The sequence below is a fragment of the Streptomyces sp. CG4 genome (genome assembly GCF_041080655.1).
In the GTDB taxonomy this organism is placed as follows: domain Bacteria; phylum Actinomycetota; class Actinomycetes; order Streptomycetales; family Streptomycetaceae; genus Streptomyces.
In genome coordinates, this window is the sequence record NZ_CP163525.1 from 4,134,085 (window position 1) to 4,149,376 (window position 15,292).

The 15,292-nt window shown below is 71.1% G+C and carries 17 protein-coding genes; 6 read left to right on the forward strand and 11 right to left on the reverse strand.

Going from position 1 to position 15,292, the window contains the following annotated elements; translation table 11 throughout:
- Nucleotides 1-33: 33 nt before the first annotated feature.
- The gene (locus AB5L52_RS18765) at nucleotides 34-1,779 is read right to left on the reverse strand and encodes a protein kinase (protein WP_369365121.1); all 1,746 of its coding nucleotides are present in this window, start codon (nucleotides 1,777-1,779) and stop codon (nucleotides 34-36) included.
- A 167-nt stretch (nucleotides 1,780-1,946) separates the two neighbouring features.
- Nucleotides 1,947-2,795, reverse strand: a complete 849-nt coding sequence (locus AB5L52_RS18770) for a menaquinone biosynthesis protein (protein WP_351026893.1) — start codon at nucleotides 2,793-2,795, stop codon at nucleotides 1,947-1,949.
- Nucleotides 2,796-3,083: 288 nt separating this feature from the next.
- On the opposite strand from AB5L52_RS18770, the gene AB5L52_RS18775 reads away from it, so the two are divergent.
- Nucleotides 3,084-3,287, forward strand: a complete 204-nt coding sequence (locus AB5L52_RS18775; protein ID WP_003992177.1) for a cold-shock protein — start codon at nucleotides 3,084-3,086, stop codon at nucleotides 3,285-3,287.
- 192 nt (nucleotides 3,288-3,479) lie between these two features.
- Here AB5L52_RS18775 and AB5L52_RS18780 read toward each other — a convergent pair whose 3' ends face one another.
- Nucleotides 3,480-4,052, reverse strand: coding sequence for a helix-turn-helix domain-containing protein (locus AB5L52_RS18780; protein ID WP_369365124.1), 573 nt, complete (start codon nucleotides 4,050-4,052; stop codon nucleotides 3,480-3,482).
- A 67-nt stretch (nucleotides 4,053-4,119) separates the two neighbouring features.
- Between AB5L52_RS18780 and AB5L52_RS18785 the strand changes: the two genes are divergently transcribed.
- A complete protein-coding gene (locus AB5L52_RS18785; protein WP_351574240.1) occupies nucleotides 4,120-4,818 on the forward strand; it encodes an AzlC family ABC transporter permease in 699 nt (232 codons plus the stop codon).
- Nucleotides 4,815-5,129, forward strand: a complete 315-nt coding sequence (locus AB5L52_RS18790) for an AzlD domain-containing protein (protein WP_351574243.1) — start codon at nucleotides 4,815-4,817, stop codon at nucleotides 5,127-5,129. Before AB5L52_RS18785 ends, AB5L52_RS18790 begins: the two co-directional genes overlap by 4 nt.
- 56 nt (nucleotides 5,130-5,185) lie before the next feature.
- Here the strand turns inward: AB5L52_RS18790 and AB5L52_RS18795 are convergent, their stop codons facing one another.
- Nucleotides 5,186-7,030, reverse strand: a complete 1,845-nt coding sequence (locus tag AB5L52_RS18795; RefSeq protein ID WP_369365126.1) for a protein kinase — start codon at nucleotides 7,028-7,030, stop codon at nucleotides 5,186-5,188.
- A gap of 87 nt (nucleotides 7,031-7,117) precedes the next feature.
- Here AB5L52_RS18795 and AB5L52_RS18800 point away from each other — a divergent pair, with 87 nt between their 5' ends.
- The gene (locus tag AB5L52_RS18800; RefSeq protein ID WP_369365127.1) at nucleotides 7,118-7,771 is read left to right on the forward strand and encodes a class I SAM-dependent methyltransferase; all 654 of its coding nucleotides are present in this window, start codon (nucleotides 7,118-7,120) and stop codon (nucleotides 7,769-7,771) included.
- On the opposite strand, the gene AB5L52_RS18805 is transcribed toward AB5L52_RS18800, so the two are convergent.
- Both AB5L52_RS18805 and AB5L52_RS18810 read right to left on the reverse strand, forming a co-directional pair.
- The gene (locus AB5L52_RS18805; protein ID WP_351574252.1) at nucleotides 7,730-7,984 is read right to left on the reverse strand and encodes a DUF397 domain-containing protein; all 255 of its coding nucleotides are present in this window, start codon (nucleotides 7,982-7,984) and stop codon (nucleotides 7,730-7,732) included. The genes AB5L52_RS18800 and AB5L52_RS18805 overlap by 42 nt on opposite strands.
- A complete protein-coding gene (locus AB5L52_RS18810) occupies nucleotides 7,981-8,844 on the reverse strand; it encodes a helix-turn-helix transcriptional regulator (RefSeq protein ID WP_351574255.1) in 864 nt (287 codons plus the stop codon). Before AB5L52_RS18810 ends, AB5L52_RS18805 begins: the two co-directional genes overlap by 4 nt.
- A 110-nt stretch (nucleotides 8,845-8,954) precedes the next feature.
- Between AB5L52_RS18810 and AB5L52_RS18815 the strand changes: the two genes are divergently transcribed.
- Nucleotides 8,955-9,470 (forward strand): ATP-binding protein, encoded by a 516-nt coding sequence (locus AB5L52_RS18815; RefSeq protein WP_369365129.1) that lies wholly within the window; start codon nucleotides 8,955-8,957, stop codon nucleotides 9,468-9,470.
- Here AB5L52_RS18815 and AB5L52_RS18820 read toward each other — a convergent pair.
- Together AB5L52_RS18820 and AB5L52_RS18825 are read right to left on the reverse strand one after the other, a co-directional pair.
- The gene (locus AB5L52_RS18820; RefSeq protein WP_369365131.1) at nucleotides 9,370-10,302 is read right to left on the reverse strand and encodes a LysR family transcriptional regulator; all 933 of its coding nucleotides are present in this window, start codon (nucleotides 10,300-10,302) and stop codon (nucleotides 9,370-9,372) included. The two genes, AB5L52_RS18815 and AB5L52_RS18820, sit on opposite strands and share 101 nt — an antisense overlap.
- Nucleotides 10,303-10,505: 203 nt before the next feature.
- Nucleotides 10,506-12,458 carry a long-chain fatty acid--CoA ligase gene (locus tag AB5L52_RS18825; RefSeq protein ID WP_369365133.1) on the reverse strand — a complete coding sequence of 651 codons (1,953 nt, stop codon included), beginning with the start codon at nucleotides 12,456-12,458 and terminating at the stop codon, nucleotides 10,506-10,508.
- A gap of 290 nt (nucleotides 12,459-12,748) precedes the next feature.
- On the opposite strand from AB5L52_RS18825, the gene AB5L52_RS18830 reads away from it, so the two are divergent.
- Nucleotides 12,749-13,609, forward strand: coding sequence for a MaoC/PaaZ C-terminal domain-containing protein (locus tag AB5L52_RS18830; RefSeq protein ID WP_369365134.1), 861 nt, complete (start codon nucleotides 12,749-12,751; stop codon nucleotides 13,607-13,609).
- Nucleotides 13,610-13,697: 88 nt separating this feature from the next.
- Here the strand turns inward: AB5L52_RS18830 and AB5L52_RS18835 are convergent, their stop codons facing one another.
- The 3 genes from AB5L52_RS18835 to AB5L52_RS18845 form a co-directional block, all read right to left on the reverse strand.
- Nucleotides 13,698-14,342, reverse strand: a complete 645-nt coding sequence (locus tag AB5L52_RS18835) for a TetR/AcrR family transcriptional regulator (protein ID WP_351574270.1) — start codon at nucleotides 14,340-14,342, stop codon at nucleotides 13,698-13,700.
- 10 nt (nucleotides 14,343-14,352) lie between these two features.
- A complete protein-coding gene (locus tag AB5L52_RS18840; protein WP_351026912.1) occupies nucleotides 14,353-14,661 on the reverse strand; it encodes a DUF4229 domain-containing protein in 309 nt (102 codons plus the stop codon).
- Nucleotides 14,662-14,736: 75 nt separating this feature from the next.
- Nucleotides 14,737-15,261, reverse strand: a complete 525-nt coding sequence (locus AB5L52_RS18845) for a GNAT family N-acetyltransferase (RefSeq protein ID WP_351026913.1) — start codon at nucleotides 15,259-15,261, stop codon at nucleotides 14,737-14,739.
- Nucleotides 15,262-15,292: the final 31 nt, after the last annotated feature.

The window sequence follows — 15,292 nt, forward strand, 5'->3', positions numbered from 1 at the left end:
CCATGGCGCACCACGGATGGCACCCAAAGACGGCTACTCCATCCTCGACAGCACCGCCACTGGATTCCCCTCCGCCGAGCTGTCCGACGTGTACTTCAGGTCGTCACCCACCGGTGTCAACTCGATCTGGTGCGGGGACGGATCGCAGCCCCCATGGTTGCCCTTGGCGCCGACCGAGGCGGCGATGAGCCTGGTCGGTGTCGCCCGCTTCAGCGTAAGGATGTCGGTGCACACCCCCCCAAGCGGATCCGTCTGGGTCAGGCGGCCCAGTTCCGCGCCGACGGCCACCTGATGGACGGTAAGCCGGAAGGTGCCCATGGGGACGGTGCCGTCGAGGCCGGTGGCGGAGCCTTCCCAGGTGCCCAGGTAGCGGGCCGGGATCGTACCGGGTGAGGGGGTGGTGTCGGTGGCGCCGCCACCGCCGGTGGGGCCGTCGGAGGCTTTGGTCGGTGCCTCGGTGAGGGAGGGGGCGCTGCCCGCGCTGTTGTCGCTTCCCCCTTGGGACCAGGGGCGCAGGAGCAGGCCGAGAACCAGGCTGCCGGCGGCCAGCGCTCCGGCGACCGCCAGTACCACCGTGCAGCTCAGCCGGCGGCCGCGGGCGCCCTCCACCGGTGCGGAGGCCGCTGCCACGCTGACGGAGAGGCGGCCGGGTGGGGGCGCGTCACGCGGTGCGGGCACGGCGCTGTGCGCTCCGGCGGGCGCCCCGTCCGCACCGCCGGTTGCCGATGCCGGGGATTTCCCAGGCGGGGTGGCCGACGGTTCGTCGGGGTTCATCACGGGCGGGGGGCCGAAAACACCGGCCCCAGCGGCAGAGGAGGCCGGGGCCGGGGGCTCCGTCTGCGAAGGGGTGTCGAAGGCCACCGGGCCCGAGTGGGCCGTCTCCTCCGTGTCCAGGTTGAGGAGGCGTACGGCGCTGCGGCTGACCTGTTCCACCAGAGGCCCGGGCAGCCAGCCGCCGGCGACCAGGCGGGCGGCGCCTTCGGGGGCGAGTCGTCGGCTCACCTCGGCCGGGGTCGGCCGGGCGGACGGGTCCTTGGCCAGGCAGGCCGCCGCGATGTCGCGCAACTCGCCTGCCAGGGAGCCCAGTTCGGGGGCCTCGTGGACCACCTGGTAGAGCAGCGCGGCCGAGGAGTCGCCGCGGAAGGGTGGTTCGCCGGTGGCCGCGTAGGTGAGGACCGCGCCGAGGGAGAAGACGTCGGCGGCGCCCGTGGCGCCCTTGCCGAGGATCTGTTCGGGGGACATGTAGCCCGGCGAGCCGATCGACACGCCCGTCGACGTCAGGGACGCCGTGCCGTCCGTGGCACGGGCGATGCCGAAGTCGATCAGCAACGGCCCGTCCAGGGTCAGCAGGACGTTCGACGGCTTCACGTCCCGGTGGACCAGGCCGAGTTCGTGTACGGCGGCCAGCGCCTCGGCGAGGCCCGCGCCCAGGGCCCGTACGGTGTGCGTGGGCAGCGGGCCGGTGTCGGTGACGGCCGCGGCGAGGGACGGGCCGGCCGCGTAGGCCGTGGCGACCCAGGGCACCGGGGCGTCCGGGTCCGCGTCCAGGACCGGCGCGGTCCAGGCGCCGCCGACCCGGCGGGCGGCGGCCACCTCGCGCCGGAAGCGGGCGCGGAACTCCTCGTCCAGGGCGAAGTGCGGGTGCACGATCTTCACGGCGACCGTACGGCCGCCCGCGCTGCGGCCGAGGTAGACCCGGCCCATGCCGCCGGAGCCGAGCCGGCCGAGCAGCCGGTAGGGCCCGACGGTGGCCGGCTCGTCCACGTCCAGCGGCTGCATGGCGCGCTCCCCCTCCAACGCCTAAGACTCCGGCGCCTGTGACTGCGACTGCAACGCCTGCGATCCCGGCGTCCGTCGAGTGGCCCCGACGGCTCCGACGGCTGCGATGGCTCCGACCCCGAGGTCCCTACCCGACGTGTGCCCGGCAGAAGCCTAGTGACGTGGGGTCACGGCTGCAGCAGGTCCACCTTCACGTCCGCCGGGAAGCCGGTCGTCGGGCCGGTGCGGCGGGCGAACTCGGCGACGGCCGCCAGCTGGGGGGTGCCGAAGCTGAAGTCGAGGGTGGTGAAGTACTGCGCCAGGGTCGCCTCGTCGAAGGCCTCCCAGCGGGCCGCCTGCTCGGCGACCTTGCCGACCTCCTCCAGGGAGAGGTTGCGAGAGGCGAGGAAGGCCTCGTGGATCTGGCGGGTGAGGAGCGGCTCGCGCTCCAGGTACTCCCGGCGCACGGCCCACACCGCGAAGACGAACGGCAGGCCCGTCCACTCCTTCCACAGCGCGCCGAGGTCGTGGACGTCGAGGCCGTAGCGCGGGCCGTCGTGGAGGTTGGCGCGCAGGGCTGCGTCGCCGATGAGGACGCCCGCGTCGGCCTCCTGCATCATCAGGCTGAGGTCGGGCGCGGAGGTGTAGTACTCGGGCTGGACGTCGTAGCGCTCGGCGAGCAGGAGCTGTGCGAGGCGGACCGAGGTGCGGGAGGTCGAGCCGAGGGCGACCTTGGCGCCGTCCAGCCGGTCGAGCGGGAGCTGCGAGACGATCACGCAGGACATCACCGGGCCGTCGCAGCCGACGGCGATGTCGGGGAAGGCGACCAGTTCGTCCGCGTGCTTGAGGAACTCGACCAGGGTGATGGGCGCGATGTCGAGCTCGCCCTGGACCAGCATCTCGTTGAGCTTGTCCGGGGTGTCCTTGGTCAGCTCGAAGTCGAGGAGGGTGCCGGTTCTCGCGAGGCCCCAGTACAGGGGCAGGCAGTTCAGGAACTGGATGTGGCCGACGCGCGGCCGGGTGCGGGGAAGGTCCACATCGCGAGACTAGACCCCGTGCGGTACGTTCCCGGTACCGACCCCGCCGTCAAATGGCCCAACGGTCGTTCAAACATCCGGGTGACGTGATCTTGCCCTCTATTGCTTTCGGCGACCTGCGTGCTAGGCTCGCCGCAAGTTGCAGTTTGGTTTCCCTTGCAGTACAGAGCCTGCGGAGCATGTGACCGCGGGCTCTCGTCGTTTTCAGACGTATGCAGTTGTGCAGCACCAGTTTCACACTTGCAGGTTCTGGAGCAGGGCAACCCTTTGTGAGCCCAAGGAGGGCTTATGGCTACCGGAACCGTGAAGTGGTTCAACGCCGAAAAGGGCTTTGGCTTCATCGCCCAGGAGGGCGGCGGCCCCGACGTCTTCGTTCACTACTCCGCGATCAACGCCTCCGGCTTCCGCTCCCTCGAGGAGAACCAGCAGGTGAGCTTTGACGTGACGCAGGGCCCGAAGGGTCCGCAGGCGGAGAACGTCACCCCCGTCTGATCTCTGCCTGATCGCAGAACCTGAGAGCAGTACCCAAGGAGCCCCGCGCCGTTCCGGCGACGGGGCTCCTGCCTTTCCCTTTCGGTCGCGTTCCGTCGCGTTCCGTCGCGCCCCCTCTGTGAATTCTCGGCGAATTCTCCGCGACCCCCACCCCCTCACTCCCCCACTCCCCCGTGGGCCGTCTCGCGATCACTATGTGTGCTGCATGACGAGGACGAAGGTCGTGTTCGGGGCCAGTGCCTCGTACGAGTGAGCGACGTCCCCCCGATAGGTCATGTAATCGCCGGGGCCGAGTTCGACTTCTTCCCCCGCCGGTCCCGCCTTCACCCGGCCCGTGGCGACGATCAGATGCTCCATCGTGCCCGGGTTGTGGGGCTCCGCCGTGCGGACCGAGTCCGGTTCGGCCCGGATCTGGTAGATGTCCCGCCGGGCACCGGGAGGGCTCGCCGACAGCAGGGTGCCGACGAAGCTGGCCTGCTCGGAGGCGACCGCCGGGCCCTGGCCGGCGCGGATCACCTGGACGCTGGGCGTCGGCGGCTCCACCAGCACGGTGAACGGGACCCCCAGCGCGACGCCCAGCGCCCAGATCGTCTCCACGCTCGGGTTGCCGCTCGCGGCCTCCAGCTGGGACAGCGTGGACTTCGCGATGCCCGCGCGCTTGGCCAGCTCCGACAGGGACAGTCCGGCGCGGGCGCGTTCCCGTTTGAGGGACGCGGCGATCCATTCCATCGGGAGCTTGCCGGGGGCTGTGACTCTGTCGGTCATGTCGTTCGCTCCATCGGTATGATCGTTCGCCTTGACGAACGTACTCCTCACGTCCATTCTAGAGAACATGCGTTCGCTACAACGAACCGATGCTTCGGTCGACGACGCCTCACTCGTCCGTGACAGCTCGCTCGTCTGGCTGGCGAGCGGCATCGTAGGGGTCTCCTTCGGTGCCGTCTCCGTCGCCGGCGGGCTGCCGGTGTGGGTGCCGGTGGTGATGTCGCTGGTGGTGTATGCCGGATCGGCCCAGTTCAGTGCGGTCGGTGTGCTGATCGCCGGGGGCGGGCCGGTCGCCGCGGCGGCCACGGGGCTGCTTCTGAACACCCGGACGGCGGCCTTCAGCCTGGCCGTGGCGGAGATCCTCGGACCCGGGCGTGCGGCCCGCTTTCTCGGCGCGCATCTGGTCACCGACGAGACGGTCGCCTTCGCCCTCGCCCAGCCCGACCCGGTACGGCGACGGCGGGCGTTCTGGATCTCCGGGCTCGGCCTGTTCGCCGCGTGGAACGTGTGCGTGGCGGGCGGTGCCATGGCGGGCCGGGCGCTGGGCGACACGGCGCGCTACGGCCTGGACGCCGCGTTCCCCGCCGTTCTGGTCGCCCTGGTGCTGCCGGCGCTGCGCGCGGACGCGGCGGTACGGCGGTGTGCGGTGGCCGGCGGCGCGGTGGCCCTGGCGGTCACGCCCGCCGTGCCGGCCGGGGTGCCGGTGCTGGTCGCTCTGGCGGGGCTGTTTCTGTACCGACGACAGGCTGTGGAGAGCGGGTCATGAACGCCACCGTTGCCGTGATTCTGGCGCTGGCTCTGGGGACGTATGCCTTTCGGCTGGTGGGGCCGGTGCTGCACGGGCGGGTGGAGATACCCGAGCGGATGCAGGACCTCGCCTCTGCCGGGGCTGTCGTACTGCTGGTCGCGTTGCTGGCCACGGGGGCCTTGACCGAGGGCGGGGGTTTCGCGGGGTGGGCCCGGCCGGCCGGGGTGCTCGTGGGTGTGGCGCTGGCCTGGCGGAGGGCGCCGTTCGTCGTGGTGGTCGTGGGGGCGGCCGCGACGACGGCGCTGCTGCGACTGGCCGGGGTGGGCTAGGCGCTCCGCCGGCATTGCCGCGCTGTGCCGTCGTTCGCCTGCGGCGCCGCACCCCCTCAGGCCGCCTTTCGCCACACCGTCAGGTCTCCTTTCATGAAGGCGATGTCCGGCAGGGCGGTGGACTTGACCTGGATCGCGAACAGCCCGATGTCACCCTCGGCGTCCTTCATGCAGATCTCGGTGCCCGCCGCCGCGGCGGCCAGCGGCCAACTGCGGCTCTTGGCGCTCCTGAGCATGAGCCGGCACTCGTCGAGGGTGGTGCCGTGTCCGCCGAATATCTGGACGAACACGGTGCTGTCGCTCTTCAGCTCGCAGCCGGGTGTCTGACAGTCGAAGCGGATGTCCCCCTTGCGGTCCTGCCGTTCGGGGTCCTTGCCCTTGAGGCTCAGCGAGGTCTTCGCGTCCAGCCAGACCTGCGGAAACCCCTCCGGCCGCGGCTCCTGGGGCGAGCCCGAGAACGCACCGTCATCGGTCCCCCGGGCCGACGAACCCGAGGAATTCGACGCATCCGACGCGCCGCCCGAAGAGTCCGACGAGGCATCCGACGAGGAGCCCGGCGTGGACGCCGACGAGGAGGACCGTCCGGCCCCTCCCGTGGCGGACGTCCTGGAACCGGCCGAGTCCCGCGCGTCGAGCCGGCCCTTGGCGTCCATGAGCAACCAGGTCGCCGCCGTCACCAGCAGCGCGCCCCCCGCCACGCCGGCGGCCGTGATCAGCGCCGTGCGCCGCCTGCGGGCCTTGCGCTCCTCCGGCGTCAGCTGCGGCCTCGGCTGGGGCCACCCGAACTGCGGCTGCGGATACGCCGGAGTGGGCGCGGGCACCGGCGGCTGCGGGAAGGCCACAGTCGGCTCAGGCATCGGCGGACGTGGGAAGGCCGCAGTCGGCTCGGACAGCGGCTGACCCGGGAAGGCGGGAGTCGGCTCGGACAGCGGCTGACCCGGAAAGGCGGGAGTCGGCTCAGGCACCGGAGCCGGCACCGCGGCCTCCGGCCCCGCGATCTCCCGCCACACGGACGGCCCCCCGCCCGTACCCACGCCCGCGTCGGCGCCCACACCCGCACCCGCTTCGGCGTCCGCGCCCAGCCTCTGCCGGCACCACTCCACGACCTCCGCCGGAGTGGCCCGCTGAGCCGGGTCGGCGGCCAGGCACCGGGCGAACAGTGGACGCAGCGGCTCGGGCACCGAGGACAGATCGGGCTCGGTATGGACGATCCGGTACAGCACATTGACCGCCGCGCCGTCCCCGTACAGCGGCCTGCCCAGCGCCGCGAACGCCGCGGTCTGGCCGAGCGCGAAGACATCGGTCGCCGCCGTCACCTCACCCCCGGACGCCTGCTCCGGAGCCATGAAGGAGGGCGTGCCGATCGTGCCCCCGGTCGCCGTGTACGAGGTGCCGTCGGCGGCCAGCGCGATACCGAAGTCGATCACCCGCGGCCCGTCGGCCGCCAGCAGCACGTTCGACGGCTTCAGATCCCGGTGCACGATGCCCTCGGCATGGATGGCCTGCAAGGCCTCGGCCACGCCCGCCATCAGCCACAGCAGCGCCGGCACCGGCAGCGGCCCACGCCGGGCCACGGCCTCCGTCAGGGACGGACCGGGCACGTACAGCGTGGCCAGCCACGGCGGTACGCCGTCCGCGTCCGCGTCGATCAGCTCGGCGGTGTAAGCGCCCCGGACCCGCCGGGCCGCCGCGATCTCCCTGCCGAACCGCCGCCGGAAGCCTGGATCATCCGCCAGCTCCGGCCGCACCACCTTGAGCGCCACCGGCCGGCCGCCCTGCGTGTGCGACAGATAGACCCGGCCCATGCCGCCCGCCCCCAGCCGCGCGGCAAGCCGGTACCCGGCCACCACCGGCGGATCGTCCGCCTGGAGCGGCTGGAAAACCTCCATGGCATGGTTCATCGGCCCGCTACCCCCCGTACAAAATGCCTCGGCCAACGCCAGCAGCCTAAACGGCGTTGTCAGTGCGGTCCGTTACGGTCCCTCCCCATGACCGACACCGAGGACTTCCTGACCGCCACCCGCACCTTCTACGACACCGTCGCCGAGGACTACGCCGGCCACTTCCGGAACCCGCTGAGCGACAGGCCGCTGGAGCGGGCGCTGCTCGCCGCGTTCGCCGAGCAGGTCGGCCCCGCCGGCACGGTCGCCGACCTCGGCTGCGGCCCCGGCGCGGTCACCGCGCATCTGGCGGGCCTCGGGCTGTCCGTGTTCGGCCTGGACCTGTCCGAGTCGATGCTCGCCATCGCCCGCCGTGAGCACCCCGCGCTGCGCTTCGAGCGGGGCTCGATGCTGGAGTTGCCCGTCGGCGACGGTTCGCTGGCCGGTGTCGTGTCCTGGTACTCCAGCATCCACACGCCGGTGGACCGGCTCCCGGACCTGTTCGCCGAGTTCCATCGCGCGCTGGCACCGGGCGGGCGGGTCCTGCTCGCCTTCCAGGTGGGCGAAGTGCCGCGCCGCCTCGACCGTCCCTGGGGACATGACGTGGTACTGGACTTCCACCGTCGCCGCCCGGAGCGGATGGCAGAGCTGCTGTCCGGCGCGGGGTTCGTCCTTCGCTCCAGCACCGTGCGCGAGCCCGAGGACGAGGGGCTCGCGGCGTCAGTCCCGCAGGCGTTCCTCCTCGCCCAGAAGGAAGGCTGACCAGGCGGCGGGGGTGACGGTGAGGTGGGCGGCGGCGGGTTGCTTCGAGTCGCGGATGTGGATGGCGGCGGGGTGGGCGGCTATCTCCAGGCATTCGCCGCCTTCGCCGCTGCTGTAGGTGGACTTGCGCCAGTTGTATGCGAGTTCGACGCACTCGCCGCCTTCTCCGCCGCTATGGCTGGACTTGAACCAAACGAGGCTCTCGATGCTCATAGCTCCTCCAACTTCTGCGTGATCAGGGAGCGGGTCTCCATGGGACTGAGTGCCATTGCGCGCATGATCCCATAGCGGTCAGCGATCTTCCGGACCTCATCCCGGTCAGTGATGAGCTGCGGAAAGCCCTGTACCTCCACGTACGCCACCTGGCCGTGCTTGGGCACCACCAGCAAGTTGAACGCGCCGTCCATGTTGGGGTGTTCCTCGCGCCTGGTCGGCATCACCTGAATCTCGACATTCCGCATGCCGCTGATCCGCAACAGGTTAAGCAGTTGGCCCTTGAACACAACCGAACCGCCGATCGGCCGGTCCAACAAGACCTCTTCGAGCACATAGCTCACGACCGGCGGCGGCCACCGGTCGAAGACCTGCTGACGGGAGAGCCTGTCGGCGACCCTCTTCTCGATGGTCTCCTCGCTCATGAACGGCCGCCGCTGGCCGAAGACGGTCCGAGCGTAGTCCTCAGTCTGCAAGAGACCGGGAATCGCCTGGTTGGCGTAGAAGTGCAGCTCAAGCGCCTCCGCCTCCAACGCCGCATGACTGCGGTACCACTCCGGGTGCCGCGTCCGCGCCCTGGCCATCGCCTTCTCGACCTCCGGGATCACCTCCCTCAACAGCCCGCCCGCCCCCAGGATTTCGTCGGCCCTCTCCAGGAACTCCGGCCTCGGCGTCCGCACCCCCCTCTCCATGGCGGAGATCTGATCGGGGCCGTACCCCACCAGATCGCCAAACTCCCTCTGGTTCAGTCCTGCCCTCTCCCGCAGCAGCTTCAACTGCTTGCCCAATACGACGAAAACCCCTGCCGCCCCGTTGGCCTCAGCCGGAGTCTCCGGCCTCCGCTCCGACTCTTCCGTCACGCCACCCTCCCACTACGACCCGTACACCAGACGAACCGCACTCGTACGACTACGCACAGTCGCCGAGTGCCCCCTGGTCAGGGTAGGGAGAACCGACCACGCTCGGTCACGTGAATCTGGAAATCTCCACCCCCACAAATGAACTCAGCCAACGGCTCAGCTCCACTGCACGGGGCGCCCGCCTGGCCCGTCGCCTCACCGGGACCCAGCTCGCCACCTGGGGATACCCGCACGACAGCGACATCAGCCACACTGCTCAGCTCCTCGTGGCCGAACTCGCCGCGAACGCCGTCACCCATGGTCGTGTGCCGGGCCGGGACTTCGAGCTGAAGCTGACGCTGCTGCCGGAGAAGGACACCTTGCGTATCGAGGTGAGCGACACCCGGGAGGACCGGGAACTGCGCTTTCTGGACGGTGGGTTGGAGGACGAGAACGGCCGCGGACTGGTCGTCGTGTTCGTACTGTCGGCACGGTGGGGCGTGGCCGAGCGCGCCGTGGGCAAGACGGTCTGGGCCGAACTCCCGCTCAGCCCGCGACAGCGCTCGCGGCAGGGCTCGCGTCAGGGCTCGCGCCCGCACCCCGGCACTGCGCGACCGTGTCCGCGAAGGCCCGCGCCGGAGGGCTGAGGGCGTCCCAGCGGCGGACCGCCCAGCCGACGGGCAAGGGGCGCAACCCGGTGAGCGGGACAAGCCGCAACTGGCCCTCTCCCGGCACCGGAAGGCCGGGTACGGCCGGTACGACAGCCCTCCCCACCCCCAACTCGGCCAGCAGCAAGGCCGTGTCCCAGTCGGCGACGCTCGTGTCGTAGGTGAAGCGGACGCCGAGGTCGGCGCAGGCCGTGTCGAGGTGGACGGCGGACGTGGAGTTCGGGGGAAGCCGGATGAGCCGGACGTCCCGGAGCGCGGCGGGGTCGAGATCCGGCCGTTCGGCGAGGGGGTCGTCCGCGCGGACGGCGAGCAGCCAGGGCAGTTCGGCGACCGTCCGCTGTTCGATGCCGCGGACGGGCGGCCCGATGGTGACCCAGGCGAGGTCGAGGGTGCCGTCGGCGAGGGCGTCGAAGCTGCTGCGTCCCGAACTGACCGTACGGAATTCGAGGTTGACCTTGGGGTGGCGGCGGCGGAAGGCGACCACGGCGTCGGACATGAAGTGCCGGACGGTGGTCGCACCGGTGGCCACGCGAACGTAACCGCTGTGGCCGTCGAGGAGATCGCGCAACTGCCGTACGGCGAGGTCGAGGCCGGAGATTCCCTCGGCCGCGGCGGCCTCCAGGATGCGCCCGGCCTGCGTCGGGACGACGCCGCGTGGCTGCCGTTCCAGCAGCGCCACCCCGGTCTCCCGCTCCAGCCGCTTCACGTGCTGGCTGACGGCGGACTGGGTGCAGCCGAGGTCACGGGCGACGGAACTGAGGCTGCCGGCGCGGCACACGGCCACGAACACACGGAGGTCGTCGAGGGTCACGACATCCAAGGTAAGCCTTGGGCCTGGCGAGGAAACCCAAGGATTGACTGCACGTCAGCTGCCGTACGAGGATCTTTGGCGGGCCGCGACCGACCCAGGCGGCAACCCGCTCCCCGTCTCGCCGAGTCCGGACGACGCGGGATCACCGAGGAGCGGGTGCCGACCACTTCGCGCGGGGGAACGAAAGCCTGCGGTAGGCGAGATCACCGGCGGGCGTACAACCCCTCCACCTCCCCCGTGAAGTCGGACATGATCTGTTCGCGCCGTAGTTTCATCGAGGGGGTCAGGTGGCCGGCCTCCTCGGTGAAGTCGACCGGTAGTACGGCGAAGCGGCGGATGGACTCGGGGCGGGAGACCAGTTTGTTGGCCTCGTCGATGGCGCGTTGCAGGACGGCCTCCAAGTCCGGGTCGCCGAGGAGGAGTTCGGGTGGGACCGGGTGTTTGCCGATCATCTGGCGCCAGTGGGTGACGCCGTCGGGGTCGAGGGTGATCAACGCGGCGACGTAGGGGCGGGCGTCGCCCACCAGCATCACCTGGGAGATCAGGGGGTGCTGGCGCAGCCAGTTCTCCAGCGGGGCCGGGGCCACCGACTTGCCGCCCGCCGTGATCAGCAGTTCCTTCTTGCGGCCGGTGATGGTGAGGTAGCCCTCGTCGTCCAGCTCGCCTATGTCGCCGGTGGCCAGCCAGCCGTCCCTGGTCGCGGGTACGACGCCGCCGGCCTGCGGGTCCCAGTAGCCGCGCAGGACGTGGTCGCCGGAGACCAGGATCTCGCCGTCGGCCGCGATGCGGACACGGGTGCCGGGCAGTGGCCAACCGACCGTTCCCAGGCGGGGTTTGAGCGGTGGGGTGACCGTCGTGGCGCCGGTGGTCTCCGTCAGGCCGTAGCCCTCGAAGATCTCGATGCCGGCGCCGGCGTAGAACGCGGCGAGGCGTCGGCCGAGCGGGGAGCCGCCGCAGATGGCGTACCGGACGCGACCGCCCATGGCGGTCCGGATCCTGCGGTAGACGAGGGGGTCGTAGAAGGTGCGGGCCGTCTTCAGGGAGCGGCTCGGGCCGTTGCCGGTGCCGGTCTGCCGGGCCTCCAGCGCCTCGCCGTAGCGGACAGCGGCCGCCGCGGCCCGGTCGAAGACCGTGACCCGGCCGCCCGACTCGGCGTTCGCGCGGGCCGAGTTGTAGACCTTCTCCAGCATGTACGGGATGGTCAGCAGGGCCGTCGGCCGGAAGGCCGCGAGGTCGGGCAGCAGATCCTCGGCAGCCAGGCTCGGCGCGTGGCCGAGGCGGACGCGGGCGCGGACGCAGGCGATGGCCACCATCCGGCCGAAGACGTGGGACATCGGGAGGAAGAGGAGGACCGACGGTTCCTCGTCGCGGTCCTTGAAGACCGGGTAGAGCAGTTCGACGGCGTTGTCGACCTCGGCGAAGAAGTTGCGGTGCGAGAGGGCGCAGCCCTTGGGGCGGCCGGTGGTGCCGGAGGTGTAGATAAGGGTGGCGAGGGTGTCGGGGCCCAGCATGCCGCGTCGTACGGCGACTTCAGCGTCCGGCACCTGTGCGCCCGCCTCCGCCAGCCGGGTCACGTGCTCCTTGTCCATCACCCACAGATGACGCAGATCGGGCAGATGCTGGAGTTCGGGGCCGATGGCGGAGGCCTGCGCGACGCTCTCGGTGATCAGCGCGACCGCGCCGGAGTCGTGCAGGATCCAGCGGGTCTGGAAGACCGAGGAGGTCGGGTAGATCGGCACGGTGACCAGGCCGGCGGCCCAGGCGGCGAAGTCCAGCAGCGTCCATTCGTACGTCGTACGGGCCATGACGGCGATGCGGTCGCCCGACACCAGCCCCTCGGCGATCAACCCCTTGGCCACGGCGAGGACTTGCTCGGCGAACTGGGCGGCCGTCACGTCCGTCCAGCCGCCGTCGGGGAGCTTGCGGCTGAGCACGACCTGGGCGGGTGCCGTCTCCGCGTTGTCGAACGGCAGGTCCGCGAGGGAGCCATGGGTGACCGGGGGTGCGAACGGCGGTACGGACACCTCTCGTACGGCACCGTCCAGCCGCTGCACCCAGGGTTCCACGAGGACCGGGCGACCGTCGTAGTCGATGGCGTTGACCGGGGCGCCGGAGGAGGCGGAGGAGGCGGGGGCGTGCGGGAAGGGGGTGGACACGGGCGGCTCCTCTGGCGTGCGTGCGCCTGCGGCGGGCCTTGGGGAAAGGGGTTACCGCAGGTAGGGAGGTGATCGTACGGGTCCGCTGTGAGGGGATTGTGCGGGTTCGGGGATGGTCCGGGGCCAGGGGTGTGCAGCCTCGGGGGTTATGTGACGGGGACTCACTTTTGTTTTTTGGCGGCTTCCCGCCGCGCGGGTCTCCCCGTTGCCGGGTGCGGGCGGGCCCTTTGAGCCGGGACGCGTGTCGTAGACTTACCAGCGGTAACCTTACTTCAGAGTAAGCAGGGGGGATGGCCATGGCAGGCTCGTTGTTGCATCTCACGGCCGGCGTGGTGCGCTCGCCCTTCAAACGCCCCTCCCCCGAGGCCGGTTTCCCGGCCACCCGACTGACCCGGGCCGGGCTGCGGATCGACCCGGCACGGCTCGCCGCCTACGAGCGGGTGTGCGGCTTCGCCACCGGTTCGGGCGGTGACGTGGACGGCGGGGGCGTGAGCGGCAGTGGCGTGGACGATCTGCCCGTCACCTATCCGCATGTGCTCGGCTTTCCCCTGGCCATGCGGCTGATGAGCCACCGGGCCTTTCCGCTGCCGCTGCTGGGGCTCGTCCACACGTCGATCGAGATCATCCGGTACGCGCCCCTACCGGCGACCGGGGAGTACGAACTCGCCGTGCACGTGGAGGGATTGCGCCCGCACCGGCGCGGTACCGAAGCCACGGTGGTGACCGGGATGCGGGCCGGCGGGGGTGTCGTGTGGGAGTCGCGGAGCACGTATCTCGCGCGGCACCGGACCACCGGCCGTACGGCGGCGGAACCGGCGCGGGAGGGGCCCGCGCTGCCCGTCGTCGCCGAGTGGCGGCTCGGTGGGGATGTCGGGCGGCGGTACGGCGCCGTCTCCGGTGACCGCAACCCCATCCATCTGTACCCGCTCACCGCCCGCCTCTTCGGCTTCCCGCGCGCCATCGCGCACGGCATGTGGACGGTGGCCCGCTGCGTGGCCGCCCACGGCATGAGCGGGTACGACAGGGTGCGGGCCGAGTTCCGGGCGCCGGTGCTGTTGCCGGGGACGGTCGCCTACGGCGCGGACGGCGACGGTCGCTTCGAGCTGCGGGGGGCCGAGGGTCGACTGCACCTGACCGGGGAGGTGAGCTGAGCGCCGTAGGGCTGCATGGCCGACTCCGGGGGCGGGCATGTGGTGGGTCGCTCGCGCACCCGGCAATGGCCAAGAACCCCAACGGCGCCTAGTCTCCTGGCGGAATCCAGGGACACTCCCGCATCAGGTTCCCCAGTCCCGACCACGCGAAGTTCATCAAGGTGGACGCGGCCTCCCGGGCGGTGACGCCATCCGTCTCGTTGGCCCACGTGGCCAGCGATTCCGCCGCTCCCACCAGCGCCTCGGCCAGCCCCGCGACCTCGCGTTCGGGCAGATCGGGGTCCCGGTGGGCCTCGCGGGCCGCGATCGCGACCAGACGGGTGACGAAGGTGACGATCTCCGTGCGCATCGCGGCGGCCTCGGCCGCGAAGGGCTCGCCGTGGGTGCGGGCCTGGAGGTGGAGGACGGACCAGGCGTCGGGGTGCTCGGCGGTGTGGGCGAAGAAGGCCCGGAGGCCGTCCCAGAGCCGGCGGTCGACGGGCAGGTCGGTGCGGACCGCGGCGCGGACGGCCTCCGTCAGGGCGGCGGCCTCGCGCCGGATGCAGGCGGTGAAGAGGTCCTCTTTGGAGTGCAGGTAGAGGTAGACCAGGGGTTTGGAGACACCCGCCAGTTCGGCTATCTCGTCCATCGACGCGGCCATGTAGCCGCGTTGGCCGAAGATCTGCACGGCGGCGTCGAGCATCTGCTGCTCCCGCACCGCACGCGGCATCCGTTTGGTCCTCGCCCCACCCATGAGGGCAAGACTAGTTGGACGCGGCCGCCTCGCCCTGCGCCCGGGCACTGTCGTCGGCCACGTCCTCCTGGCTGCGGTTGGCCTCCAGGTTGGCCTTCATCCGGTCGACCCTGCCGACGATCTGCACGGAGGCCCGGTCGCGCTCCTTGCGCAGCACCACCCAGCTGATCGGCGCGGACAGCACCAGCGACAGCAGCAGCACCCACAGGAAGTTGGAGTCGCCGAAACCGCGCGGGAAGATACCGGAATAGACGGCTCCCCAGACGACCACGAGGCAGCCGGCGAAGACGCCGAGGCGCATCAGCGTGTAGCGGAGCATCTCAATCCACTCGTCCGATTCCAAAGAGGGTCATCGTCCAGTGAAGCATGACGAGGGAGGGATCTTGCAGGGGGGTCAGGCGAGTGGCCTCAGCATGAACACGTCGTCGCGGTCGTCGCCGGGTGCGACGCGGATGGCGGCGGGGATCCGGCCGACCTCCTTGTAACCGCAGGAGCCGTAGAACCGCTCCAGGCCGGTGCCGCCCCGGCAGGTCAGCCGGATCGCGTCGACGCCGTCGAAGCTGCGGGCGGCGTCCTCGGCGGCCGCGAGCAGGTCGCGGCCGTATCCCTTGCCCTGGTGGCGGGGGTGGACCATCACCGTGTACAGCCACACCCAGTGCTTCTGGAGCCGGTGCGTGTTGTAGGCGAAGAAGGCGGTCGCGGCCGGTGCGCCCGTCTCGTCACACCCGACGAGCAGCCGGTGCCGGCCCTCGGCCATGGCCACGAAGTGCGCCACCAGTTCCGGGCGGACGTCCTCCCGGCTCACCGGCGGTACGAAGCCCACGGCGCCGCCCGCGTTGGAGACGTCCGTCCACAGGTCGAGGATGCCGTCGCGCAGCGCCGGGGTGATGGCGGGGTCGAGGGTGAAGGTAAGGGCCATGCGGCCATCGTATCCATTACGCCGCACGGCC